This window comes from Thiomonas sp. UBA7699, from assembly GCF_002482605.1.
In the GTDB taxonomy this organism is placed as follows: Bacteria; Pseudomonadota; Gammaproteobacteria; order Burkholderiales; family Burkholderiaceae_C; genus Thiomonas; species Thiomonas arsenitoxydans.
The window spans coordinates 128,907-140,103 of sequence record NZ_DLGH01000001.1 but is presented as its reverse complement, the minus strand read 5'-3'; the positions used below and the strand labels follow the sequence as shown (position 1 = coordinate 140,103).

The window sequence follows — 11,197 nt, the reverse complement described above, 5'->3', positions numbered from 1 at the left end:
ACCATGCGCATTCTCCTGGTTGAAGACGATCACATGCTGGGCGCCGCCACGCGCGAAGCCCTGCGCGACGCCACCCACGCGGTGGACTGGGTACTCGACGGCGCGTCGGCGCTGAGCGCGGCGCAAGGCGGCGAATACGAGCTGATGCTGCTCGATCTCGGCCTGCCCAAGCGCGACGGTCTGTCGGTGCTGCAGGCGCTGCGGCAGTCGGGCAGCAACCTGCCCATCCTCATTCTCACCGCGCGCGACGCGCTCGAAGACCGGGTGCGCGGCCTCGACCTGGGCGCAGACGACTATCTGGTCAAACCCTTCGAGAGCGCCGAGCTGCTGGCGCGCATCCGCGCGGTGGCGCGGCGCCAGGGCGGACAGGCGCAGCCGGTGCTGTCCAACGGTGTGCTCGAACTCGACCCCGTTTCCCGCGAGGTGCGGTTTCAGGGGCAGACGCAGCGTCTGACCGCGCGCGAATACGCCCTGCTCCACGCACTATTGCTGCGCCCCGGCGCCATTCTGTCGCGCAGCGAACTCGAAGACCGCATCTACGGCTGGAACGAAGAGGTAGAAAGCAACGCGGTGGAGTTTCTCATCCACAGCCTGCGCAAAAAACTCGCGCCGGATGTCATTAAAAACGTGCGCGGGGTGGGCTGGCTGGCGCCGCGCGGCGATACGGACAAGGCGCCATGAATCCCCTGGCCGCACTGCGCCATTGGGGCGCGCAATCGCTGCTGCGTCGGCTGTGGCTGTGGATGACGGTGAGCGTGGTTGTCGTCGGTCTGGGCACGGCGGCGCTGTCCTACTTTTTCGGCTATCAGGAAGCCAACGAACTGCAGGACGCGCAACTGCGCCAAATCGCCAGCCTGGTGCACCGCTGGGGCCATCTTCCCGACAACGCGCTCAACCCCGCCGGGGCCGATGTCGATAAAGACGCCCGTATCGTGGTGCAGAAGCTCGGAGCACCCGTGGGCGCGCACGGCCTGCAGCTCTCCAAAGACCTGAGCGACGGCATGCATGTGGTGCAAAGCGGCGACCATGCCTGGCGCGTGTTCGTGCAGCAGGGCGACAAAGGCCGCATCGCCGTGGCGCAGCGCACCGATGTGCGCACCGACGCCGCCATCGACAGCGCGCAGCGCACCCTGTTTCCGCTGCTGGCGCTTATCCCACTGCTGGCCCTGCTGTCTGCTTGGGTGGTGCGGCGGGCGCTGCGGCCGCTGCGGCAAATGGCGCAGGGCGTGGACGCGCGCAGCGAAGCCGATCTGCAGCCCCTGCCGCAAACCGATGTGCCGCAGGAAATCCTGCCCTTCGTGCACTCCATCAACCGCCTGCTGCAACGTTTGAATGCCTCGATGGAACAGCAGCGCCGCTTCGTCGCCGACGCCGCGCACGAACTGCGCACGCCCATCGCCGTGCTCAGCATGCAGGTGGACAACCTCAAACCGCTGCAGCTCGAACCGCAGGCGCGGCAGCGCATCGGCGCGCTGCAAGATGGCCTGCGCCGCGCTCGCACCGTGGTGGAACAGTTGCTCAGCCTCGCCCGTTCACAACGCGAGCAGACGACGCTGCGGCAGACGCTCGACCCGAGCGGGGTGATGCGCGAAGTGATCACCGATCTGCTGCCGCTGGCCGAGAGCCGCGGCATCGACCTGGGCATCGACCGCGCCGAGAAGGTGGAGATCGACACCGATCCCGCCCAGCTCTACACCCTGCTGCGCAACGCGGTGGACAACGCGCTGCGCTACACCCCGGAAGGCGGACGGGTCGATCTGCGGGTGCGGGCCGAGGGCGAACGCGCGGTCATCGAAGTGCAGGACAGCGGCCCCGGCATTGCGCCCGAGCAGTTGCAGCGGGTGTTCGACCCCTTCGTACGCCTGCCGGGCGCGCAAAGCGAAGGCAGCGGGCTGGGCCTGTCCATCATCCGCCAGATTGCGCAGCGCCTGGGCGGCGAGGTGACGCTGCGCAACGCCGCAGAAGGCGGGCTGATCTTGCGCTACGCGCAACGCCTCACTTCGGCCAGATCCGGCTGAAGTCGAAGGCAATGCGGCACTTGCCGAGGTCGAACTCCAGGGTTTCATTCGCCGCATCGGCCAGCTTGATGTAGCGCCCCTGCTGCAGGTGAAAGACTTTGCAGACACGATCACCCACATTCACCAGGACGTAGTAGCGCACGCCTTCGGTCTCGTAGATGGTGAACTTGGCGTGCTGGTCTTTGCTCGCGGTGGACTTGGAGAGAATTTCAAACACCAGTTCCGGCGCGCGGGTGATGTAGGCGCCCGCGACCGGATGGCAGATCACCAGATTATCCGGCTGCACCACGGTATCGTCGCTGATGCGCCAGTCCACGGGAAGCAGCGCGCGGCAATCGGCGCAATCATCCAAGGCCTCATCAAGTAAACGCGCAATCTTGTTGCTCACCTCCTGGTGCGCAAGCGACGGCGCCGGCGACATGGCATAGGCCGTGCCGCCAATCAGCTCCCAACGCCCTTCCCACAGTTTGTAGTCGTCGTAGGTGTAGTGCGGCGGGTCGAATGCGTAGGCTCGGGACATGGTTCGCTCCTGGGGTGAATGCAATCTTAAACCCGCTTCAAAGCCGCTTTCACACCGGCTGCAGCCGGTAAATCTTGGCCGACGCGCCGTCTGAAATCAGGTAGATCGCGCCATCCGGCCCCTGGCGCACGTCGCGGATGCGCTCGCCCAGATCGGCCAGCAGCGCCTCGCGCGACACCACCTTGTTGCCGTCGAGTTGCAGCCGCCACAGCGCCTGCCCGGCCAGCGCGCCGACGAACAGGTTGCCGCGCCATTGCGGGAACACGCTGCCGGTGTAGAACGTCATGCCGCAGGGCGCGATGGATGTGGGCACCCAATAGGTCAGCGGCTGTTCCATACCGGGCGCGCTGGTGGCGCCGCCCACGGGCGGGCAGTTGCCCACCGGGGCGCCATATTCGCAGCCGTAGGAAATTTTCGGCCAGCCGTAGTTGCGCCCGGCGCGGGTGATGTTGACTTCGTCACCACCCTGCGGGCCGTGTTCGTGCGTCCACAACTCCCCAGTCACCGGATGGAGCGCCGCGCCCTGCACATTACGGTGGCCGTAGCTCCAGATCTCCTCGCGCACCCCGGCACGGCCGACGAAAGGGTTGTCTTTCGGCACGCTGCCATCCGGGTGAATGCGCACCACCTTGCCCAGAGTGTTGGACAAATCCTGCGCCGCGTCGCGCTGGCTGAAGCGGTCTCCCAGGGTGATAAACAGGGTGCCGTCTGGCGCGAACACCAATCGCGAGCCGAAATGCGCCGTGCTGTCGATTTTGGGCGTCTGGCGGAAGATCACCTGCACGTCGCTCAGCCGGGTGCCGTCGTTTGAGAGCACCCCACGCGCCACCGCGGTGCCGTTGCGCCCGGCCTCGGCTCCCGTGCCCGCTTCGGCATAGCTCAAATACACGCGGCGATTGGCGGCAAAGGCGGGATCGAGCGCCACGTCGAGCAAGCCGCCCTGCCCGCGCGCATCCACCGCGGGCACACCGACAATCGGCGCCGCCACCTTGCCGTCCAGACCGACGATGCGCAGCGCGCCGGTGCGCTCGGTCACCAACATGCGGCCATCGGGCAGAAAGGTCAGCGCCCACGGCCGCGACAGACCGCTGGCCACAATCACCACCGCCGCTTTGACCGCGGGCTGCGTAGCGCCCGGCAACGGACTGGACGCCGCCGAGGCCGGGGTTTCGCCCCACACCAGCACCGCCCCGCCGCCGCAAGCGCCCAGCACGGTGCTGCCCAGCCCTGCGCCCAGCCAGCGCAGGGTGTGGCGGCGGGTGGGCAAAGTCGGATGCGATGGCGTTTGCATGGTCAGCCTTCTGGGATCGCGTTGGGGATGCGGAACAAAAACAGATTCAGGCGCTTTGCTGGGCGTCGGTGTCGTGGTCGTCGCCGCCGCCGAACACCCGCTGCCGCAGCAGCCCGAGCTGGTCGCGCACCCGTGCGGCCTGCTCGAACTCAAGATTGCGGGCGTGCTCGATCATGCGCTTTTCCAGACGCTTGATCTCACGCGCCACGTCCTGCGCGTTGTCGATCTGCAGTTCCGCAATTTCACGCTCCACGCTGCCCGCGCGCAAGCCCTTGCCCGGCGTCTGCACCACGCCATCGATCAGATCGCGCACCGATTTGTTGAGCGCGGTGGGCGTGATGCCATGCTCGGTGTTGAACGCAATCTGCTTGGCGCGGCGGCGCTCGGTTTCGTCGATGGCGCGACGCATGGAGTCGGTAATGCGGTCGCCGTACAAAATGGCCATGCCGCTCACATTGCGCGCCGCGCGGCCGATGGTCTGAATGAGCGAACGGGTGGAGCGCAAAAAGCCCTCCTTGTCCGCATCGAGAATGGCCACCAGCGACACCTCGGGAATGTCCAGCCCCTCGCGCAGCAGGTTGATGCCCACCAGCACGTCGAACACGCCCAGCCGCAGGTCGCGCAGAATTTCCACGCGTTCGACCGTGTCGATGTCGGAGTGCAGATAGCGCACCTTCACGCCGTTTTCGTCGAGATAGTCGGTGAGCTGCTCGGCCATGCGCTTGGTGAGCGTCGTGATCAGCACGCGCTCGCCCTTGTTTACCCGCAGGCGAATTTCGCCCAGCACGTCGTCCACCTGGCTGCTGGCCGGGCGCACCTCGATGAGCGGGTCCACCAGCCCGGTGGGCCGCACCACCTGCTCCACCACCTGATCCGCGTGCTGGCTTTCATAGTCCGCCGGGGTGGCGGAGACAAACACGGTCTGCCGCATCTTGCGCTCGAATTCGGCAAACTTGAGCGGCCGGTTGTCCAGCGCCGAAGGCAGCCGAAAGCCATAATCCACCAGGGTTTGCTTGCGCGCGCGGTCACCGTTGTACATGCCGTTGAACTGGCCGATGAGCACATGGCTTTCGTCGAGAAACATGATGGCATCTGGCGGCAGATAGTCCACCAAGGTAGGCGGCGGCTCGCCCGGCGCCGCGCCCGAGAGATGGCGCGAGTAGTTCTCGATGCCCTTGCAATGGCCGATCTCGGTGAGCATTTCCAGATCGAAGCGGGTGCGCTGCTCCAGCCGCTGCGCCTCCACCAGCTTGCCCATGCCGGTGAGTTCCTTCACCCGCTCGCGCAGCTCCTGCTTGATGCCCTCCGCCGCTTCGAGCACCTTTTCGCGCGGCGTGACGTAATGCGAACTGGGGTAGATGGTGAAGCGCGGAATCTTCTGCCGCACCACGCCGGTGAGCGGGTCGAACAGGGAGAGCGACTCGATCTCGTCGTCGAACAGTTCGATGCGCACCGCCAGCTCGGCGTGCTCGGCCGGAAAGACGTCGATGCGGTCACCGCGCACGCGGAAGGTGCCGCGGGTGAAATCGACCTCGTTGCGCTGGTACTGCATGCGCACCAGTTGTGCGATCACGTCGCGCTGGCCCATGCGGTCGCCGGTGCGCACCGTGAGAATCATGGCGTGATAGTCCGACGGATTGCCGATGCCGTAAATCGCGCTCACGCTCGCCACAATCACCACGTCGCGCCGCTCCAGCAGACTTTTGGTGGCCGACAGGCGCATCTGCTCGATGTGCTCGTTGATCGCGCTGTCTTTCTCGATGAACAGATCGCGCTGCGGCACATAGGCCTCGGGCTGGTAATAGTCGTAATAGCTGACGAAGTATTCCACCGCGTTCTTTGGAAAAAACTCGCGGAACTCGCTGTAGAGCTGCGCGGCCAGCGTTTTGTTGGGCGCAAACACAATGGCCGGGCGCCCCATGCGGGCGATCACATTGGCCATGGTGTAGGTCTTGCCCGAGCCGGTCACGCCCAGCAAAGTCTGGTAGCTCAAACCGTCGCCCAGCCCCTCGGTCAGTTGCGCAATCGCGGTGGGCTGGTCACCCGCTGGCGGGTAGGGCTGATACAGGCGGAAGGGCGAGTCGGGATAGCTGACGAACTTGTCCGGGTCGAGCGAGGGAACGGGTTGCGGTGCGGACATGGGCGGAAGGTGGGAATCGAAAAAGCCGTCTGCACGGCGTCATAGCGCGCCTTCAAAGGGCGACGCGGGGCGTAAAATTGCGGTTTTTTGCGGCACTCATTGTCCCGCAAGCCCGGTTTTCCCGTCACCTCACCTCCCATCTCCCATGACCCAGTCGCTTTTTTCCCGCGTGGAAATGGCCCCGCGCGATCCCATCCTCGGCCTGAACGAACAATTTGCTGCTGACCCCAACCCCAACAAGGTCAACCTGGGCATCGGCGTCTATACCGACGCCGACGGCAAGCTGCCGCTGCTGGCCTGCGTGAAAGCGGGCGAAGCGCAACTCATGCAGGCGCCCAAGCCGCGCGGCTATCTGCCCATCGACGGCATCGCCGCTTACGACAAAGCGGTGCAAGGACTGGTGTTCGGCGCCAATCACGAGGCCGTGACCTCGGGCCGCATCGCCACGGTGCAAGGCCTGGGCGGCACCGGCGGGCTGAAAGTGGGCGCCGACTTTCTCAAGCGCCTCAACCCCAACGCGCAAGTGCTGATCTCCGACCCCAGCTGGGAAAACCACCGCGCGCTCTTCGAAGCCGCAGGCTTCAACGTGGGCACTTATCCCTATTACGACGCCGCCAAGCAGGGCGTGAACTTCGACGCCATGCTCGCCGCGCTGAACGCCGCCGCCGCGGGCACCATCGTCGTGCTGCACGCCTGCTGCCACAACCCCACCGGCTACGACATCAGCCCGGCGCAGTGGGAACAGGTGATTGCCGCCCTCAAGGCGCGCAAGCTCGTGCCCTTCCTCGACATGGCCTATCAGGGCTTCGGCGAAGGCATTGCCGAAGACGGCGCGGTCATCCAGCAATTCCTCGCCGCCGGGCTCGACTTTTTCGTCGCCACCTCCTTCTCCAAGAGCTTCTCGCTCTACGGCGAGCGCGTCGGGGCGCTCAGCGTGGTGTGCGCCAGCAAAGAAGAAGCCGGCCGCGTGCTGTCGCAGATCAAGCGCGTCATCCGCAGCAACTACTCCAACCCGCCCACCCACGGCGCGCAAATCGTCGCCACCGTGCTGGGCTCGCCCGAACTGCGCGCCCAGTGGGAGCAAGAGCTTGCCGGCATGCGCGAGCGCATCCGCGCCATGCGCAGCACCCTGGTGGAAAAACTCGCCGCCGCCGGTGTGAAGGGCGACCTGTCCTACATCACGCGCCAGAAAGGCATGTTCAGCTACTCAGGCCTCTCCGCCGCCCAAATGGAGCGCCTGCGCACCGAATTCGGCGTGTACGGCGTCTCCACCGGCCGCATCTGCGTAGCCGCGATCAATCTGCACAATGTGGACTACGTCGCCAAGTCCATCGCGGCGGTGATGCAGTAGAAGGTTCCGTATCTTCAAACCGCCCTAGTGAGCGCGCGCCTACATCTTTCAGCACCGCATGTTCTTTCCCCATTGGCGCCCGCAACTTCGACCGCGCCTTTGCTTTCTACACGGTGCTTGCCGAGGTATTTGGTATTCAGCCCCGGCCTCTCGAACCGGAGTAGTCGTGGGCTGTCAAGCACACCCTGCACTGGATGGTCTGCGCTCCGGAGCCCACTTTGCAGCATTTTGTTTCAAATTGCGTAGCAAACACGGTTTGCTCTTTTCCGGCCAACAAGCTGGGTTAGAAAAACCCCTACTGCGCTCAGGATCCGGCGCGAGTAAAATTTGTGCATCGCAACAAGAAAAGGTCGGAGTCCATCATGGTGTATGACCTGTATGAAACCCAGCGCTCGCTGATGCGGCCGCTGGCTGATTTTGCCGAGGCTGCCGCCAAGTTTTATGCCAACCCGGTGTGGCCTGCGGTGCCGCACAACGTCACCCAGCGTGTCTCGGCCAGCTACGACCTGATGCACCGGTTGCTCAAGGACTACGAAAAACCCGAGTTCGGCATCAATAGCGTGCAGATCGAGGGCAAGACTGTCGCAGTGCAGCAACGGGTCGTGTTGGAAAAACCTTTCTGTCGTCTGCTGCGGTTCAAGCGGTTTTCTGACGACGTCAGCCTGCTGGGCAAACTCAAGGATGACCCGACCGTGCTGATCGTGGCGCCGCTGTCGGGCCATCATTCCACCTTGTTGCGCGACACGGTGAAAACCATGCTGCAGGATCACAAGGTGTTCATCACCGACTGGACCGACGCCCGCATGGTGCCCACCGAGCAGGGCCGTTTCAGCCTGGATGACTATGTCGCTTACATCCGCGAGTTCATCGCTGCCATCGGCCCGGATGTGCATGTGATGTCGGTCTGCCAGCCCACGGTGCCGGTGCTGGGCGCCATTTCGCTCATGGCCAGTGCGGGCGAGATCGCGCCGCGCAGCATGATCATGATGGGCGGCCCCATCGACGCGCGCAAGTCGCCCACGGCGGTGAACAACCTGGCGATGAACAAGAGCTACGAGTGGTTCGAGAACAATGTGATCTACCGCGTGCCCGCCAACTACCCCGGCGCGGGTCGGCGCGTCTATCCCGGCTTTTTGCAGCACAGCGGTTTCGTGGCGATGAACCCTGACCGCCACCTCACCTCGCACTACGACTACTTTCTCGACCTGATCCGCGGTGACAACGATGATGCCGAGTCGCATCGCCGTTTTTACGACGAGTACAACGCCGTGCTCGACATGGACGCCGATTACTACCTCGACACCATCAAGCTGGTGTTCCAGGACTTCGGACTGGTCAACGGCACCTGGACGGTGGAAGGCGAGGCGGTGCGCCCGCAAGACATCCACCGCACGGCGCTGCTCACCATCGAAGGCGAACTTGACGACATTTCCGGCGCGGGGCAGACCGAGGCGGCGCACGACCTGTGCACTGGCATCGCTTCGGTCAGCCGTCAACATTACGTAGCCGAAGGCGCGGGGCATTACGGCATTTTTGCAGGACGGCGCTGGCGCGAAAAGGTCTATCCGGTGGTGCGCGATTTCATCGCCGCGCATCCTCAAGGGGCAGCGGGCGATCCGCCGCGCAAACCGACGCGATCCCGCGCCTCCGCCTGAACCTGTTGACTCATGCCCGTTGCGACCGTCGCCCTGGCCGCGCAAATCGACGCCCTGCTGCCGCAAACGCAGTGCACCCGCTGCGGCTACCCCGACTGTGCCGCCTACGCGCAGGCCATCGCCGAAGGCCAGGCCGACATCAACCGCTGCCCGCCCGGCGGCGCGCAGGGCATTGAAAAACTCGCTCATCTGCTGCAGCGCCCGGCCACCGCGCTCGACCCATCTTGCGGAACGGAAGGCCCGCGCGAGCGCGCCGTGATCGACCCGGCCCTGTGCATCGGCTGCACCTTGTGCATTCAAGCCTGCCCGGTGGACGCGATCGCCGGTGTTTCCAAACGCATGCACACCGTCATCGACGACTGGTGCACCGGCTGCGCCCTGTGCCTGCCGCCCTGCCCGGTCGATTGCATCCGCATGGAAGCGCTGACCGACCCCGCTCTGGCCACCCGCAGCGGCTGGAATGCCTGGAGCCCGGCGCAGGCCGGCGAAGCCCGCCAGCGCTATGCTCGGCACCTCGAACGTCACCCTCGCTCACTGGCGCAGACTGAGCCACCCGCCGCACCGGCTCCTGCAGCAGACCGCAAGACCGCCCTGCTGCAAGCGGCTCTGGAGCGCGCCCGGCAGCGCCAGCGCAGTGCTCCTTGAATTCTGAATTTCAGCCAAATCGCAAGAAAATGACCACAAAACCCAGTAAATCCCTGCAAACCTTCCCGAACCCCGCCCCTGAGCGCGACTATCACATCCACATGCAGGTGCCTGAATTCACCTGCCTTTGCCCGCTCACAGGGCAACCGGATTTCGCCCGATTCGACATCGACTTCATTCCCGACAAGAAGTGCGTCGAGCTCAAAAGCCTCAAGCTCTATATGTGGAGCTATCGCGACGAAGGCGCCTTTCACGAAAAGGTCACCAACGCCATCCTCGACGATCTGGTGAAGGCCATGTCGCCACGCTTCCTGCGCGTGACGGCGCGCTGGTATGTTCGCGGCGGCATCTACACCAATGTGGTGGTCGAGCACCGCAAGCGTGGATGGAAGCCAACGCCGCGCGTCGATCTGACGCAGTTCGACGCCGCCGAACCCGCAGCGAATTGAGGCGACTTAACGAAACTTGCTCAGGCCTTGAGCAGTTTTGACGGCTGAATGCGCAAAATGGCGTTCAGCCCCGTCACCAGCACGGAGCCGTCGGCCAAGGCGAGCACGCCGTAGGGCAGATGCAACTCGGCGGGCAAGGCGCCCGTGGTCACCTTCTCGCCCGCGCCGGTTCCGGCCAGGGTGGAAACTTCGCCTTGCGGCGATATGCGGCGCACCCGGTTATTGCCGGTATCGGCCACGATCAAGCTGCCATCGGGTGCGAACGACAGGGTTTGTGGGTGTAAAAACAGCGCCTCCTCCACCTTGCCATCGGCAAAACCGCCCTTGCCGGGTTTGCCCGCAAAGGTCGTTACCGTGCCATCGGGCGTGATTTTGCGAATGACGTTGTTGAAGTATTCGCTCACGTAAATCTGCCCTTGTGCGTCCAGCGTCAGCCCGACCGGGGTGTTGAAACGTGCCTGCGCTCCCCGCCCATCGCGCCAGCCGGTATCGCCGGGTGAACCGGCCAGGGTGCTGACCACCCCTTGCGCGCTGATGCGGCGCACCGTGCTGTTGTAGGCATCGGCCACATACACCACGCCTTTTGCGTTCACGCCCAGCCCGACGGGGTGATTGAATCGCGCCTGCTGGCCAGTGCCATCGGCAAAGCCTTCGACCTCCAGCTTGCCCGCCAGGGTGCTCACCCTGCCCTCCCGGCTGATGCGGCGCACCGTATTGCTGCCGGAATCGCTCACAAACAGCGTGCCATCGGTGGCCACCGCCACACATTCAGGCGAATAAAACCGCGCCTGCAGAGCCGGGCCGTTGCGGGCGTCGCGCTGCTCCACCTGCCCGGCGACAATGCTGACCTGGCCGTCAGTGCCCAGCTTGCGCACCACGCTGTTGACGTAGTCGGCCACAAAGATGTTGCCCTGCGCGTCCAGCGCCATGCCGCGCGGATCGTGAAACCGCGCCTGGGCGAAGTCGCCGCCGTTGTACATGCCAGGGCCAATGGCGCCTGCAAAGACCTCCAGCGTGCCTGCGGCCTGCGTGGCAGCAAAAGCGGTTTGACTGATCAAAGGGGACAAGGCCGTGCCCAGCGCCAGGGCTCCGGCCGATTGAATGAAGTGTCGTCGCTGCATGAGAGTT

At 64.7% G+C, this 11,197-nt stretch carries 10 protein-coding genes; 6 read left to right on the top strand and 4 right to left on the bottom strand.

The window, feature by feature from the left end; genetic code table 11:
* Nucleotides 1-3: 3 nt before the first annotated feature.
* Together B3H47_RS00635 and B3H47_RS00630 are read left to right on the top strand one after the other, a co-directional pair.
* Nucleotides 4-681 (top strand): response regulator transcription factor, encoded by a 678-nt coding sequence (locus B3H47_RS00635; protein WP_013123445.1) that lies wholly within the window; start codon nucleotides 4-6, stop codon nucleotides 679-681.
* A complete protein-coding gene (locus B3H47_RS00630) occupies nucleotides 678-2,018 on the top strand; it encodes a sensor histidine kinase (RefSeq protein ID WP_286985398.1) in 1,341 nt (446 codons plus the stop codon). Before B3H47_RS00635 ends, B3H47_RS00630 begins: the two co-directional genes overlap by 4 nt.
* On the opposite strand, the gene B3H47_RS00625 is transcribed toward B3H47_RS00630, so the two are convergent.
* The 3 genes from B3H47_RS00625 to uvrB are packed head-to-tail and all read right to left on the bottom strand — an operon-like array spanning nucleotide 1,996 to nucleotide 5,969.
* Nucleotides 1,996-2,538, bottom strand: coding sequence for a Uma2 family endonuclease (locus B3H47_RS00625; RefSeq protein ID WP_286985397.1), 543 nt, complete (start codon nucleotides 2,536-2,538; stop codon nucleotides 1,996-1,998). The genes B3H47_RS00630 and B3H47_RS00625 overlap by 23 nt on opposite strands.
* Nucleotides 2,539-2,587: 49 nt before the next feature.
* Nucleotides 2,588-3,829 carry a PQQ-dependent sugar dehydrogenase gene (locus B3H47_RS00620; RefSeq protein WP_286985396.1) on the bottom strand — a complete coding sequence of 414 codons (1,242 nt, stop codon included), beginning with the start codon at nucleotides 3,827-3,829 and terminating at the stop codon, nucleotides 2,588-2,590.
* Between the two features lie 46 nt (nucleotides 3,830-3,875).
* The gene (uvrB, locus tag B3H47_RS00615) at nucleotides 3,876-5,969 is read right to left on the bottom strand and encodes an excinuclease ABC subunit UvrB (protein ID WP_286985395.1); all 2,094 of its coding nucleotides are present in this window, start codon (nucleotides 5,967-5,969) and stop codon (nucleotides 3,876-3,878) included.
* 145 nt (nucleotides 5,970-6,114) lie between these two features.
* Here uvrB and B3H47_RS00610 point away from each other — a divergent pair, with 145 nt between their 5' ends.
* From B3H47_RS00610 to queF, 4 genes are all read left to right on the top strand, one after another.
* Entirely contained in the window at nucleotides 6,115-7,320 is a 1,206-nt protein-coding gene (locus tag B3H47_RS00610) for an amino acid aminotransferase (RefSeq protein ID WP_286985394.1), read from the top strand.
* 362 nt (nucleotides 7,321-7,682) lie between these two features.
* Nucleotides 7,683-8,975, top strand: coding sequence for a polyhydroxyalkanoate depolymerase (locus B3H47_RS00605; RefSeq protein ID WP_286985393.1), 1,293 nt, complete (start codon nucleotides 7,683-7,685; stop codon nucleotides 8,973-8,975).
* 12 nt (nucleotides 8,976-8,987) lie between these two features.
* Nucleotides 8,988-9,620, top strand: coding sequence for an RnfABCDGE type electron transport complex subunit B (locus B3H47_RS00600; RefSeq protein ID WP_286985392.1), 633 nt, complete (start codon nucleotides 8,988-8,990; stop codon nucleotides 9,618-9,620).
* 29 nt (nucleotides 9,621-9,649) lie between these two features.
* Nucleotides 9,650-10,069, top strand: a complete 420-nt coding sequence (gene queF, locus B3H47_RS00595) for a preQ(1) synthase (RefSeq protein WP_013123453.1) — start codon at nucleotides 9,650-9,652, stop codon at nucleotides 10,067-10,069.
* Between the two features lie 20 nt (nucleotides 10,070-10,089).
* On the opposite strand, the gene B3H47_RS00590 is transcribed toward queF, so the two are convergent.
* Entirely contained in the window at nucleotides 10,090-11,190 is a 1,101-nt protein-coding gene (locus B3H47_RS00590) for a hypothetical protein (protein ID WP_286985391.1), read from the bottom strand.
* Nucleotides 11,191-11,197 lie beyond the last annotated feature (7 nt).

What these genes read in the sequence shown, in the direction of transcription:
- B3H47_RS00590 (WP_286985391.1), bottom strand. Translation starts at nt 11,190, where the DNA reads ATGCAGCGACGACACTTCATTCAATCGGCCGGAGCCCTGGCGCTGGGC.
- queF (WP_013123453.1), top strand. Translation starts at nt 9,650, where the DNA reads ATGACCACAAAACCCAGTAAATCCCTGCAAACCTTCCCGAACCCCGCC.
- B3H47_RS00620 (WP_286985396.1), bottom strand. Translation starts at nt 3,829, where the DNA reads ATGCAAACGCCATCGCATCCGACTTTGCCCACCCGCCGCCACACCCTG.
- B3H47_RS00635 (WP_013123445.1), top strand. Translation starts at nt 4, where the DNA reads ATGCGCATTCTCCTGGTTGAAGACGATCACATGCTGGGCGCCGCCACG.
- B3H47_RS00630 (WP_286985398.1), top strand. Translation starts at nt 678, where the DNA reads ATGAATCCCCTGGCCGCACTGCGCCATTGGGGCGCGCAATCGCTGCTG.
- uvrB (WP_286985395.1), bottom strand. Translation starts at nt 5,969, where the DNA reads ATGTCCGCACCGCAACCCGTTCCCTCGCTCGACCCGGACAAGTTCGTC.
- B3H47_RS00610 (WP_286985394.1), top strand. Translation starts at nt 6,115, where the DNA reads ATGACCCAGTCGCTTTTTTCCCGCGTGGAAATGGCCCCGCGCGATCCC.
- B3H47_RS00625 (WP_286985397.1), bottom strand. Translation starts at nt 2,538, where the DNA reads ATGTCCCGAGCCTACGCATTCGACCCGCCGCACTACACCTACGACGAC.
- B3H47_RS00600 (WP_286985392.1), top strand. Translation starts at nt 8,988, where the DNA reads ATGCCCGTTGCGACCGTCGCCCTGGCCGCGCAAATCGACGCCCTGCTG.
- B3H47_RS00605 (WP_286985393.1), top strand. Translation starts at nt 7,683, where the DNA reads ATGGTGTATGACCTGTATGAAACCCAGCGCTCGCTGATGCGGCCGCTG.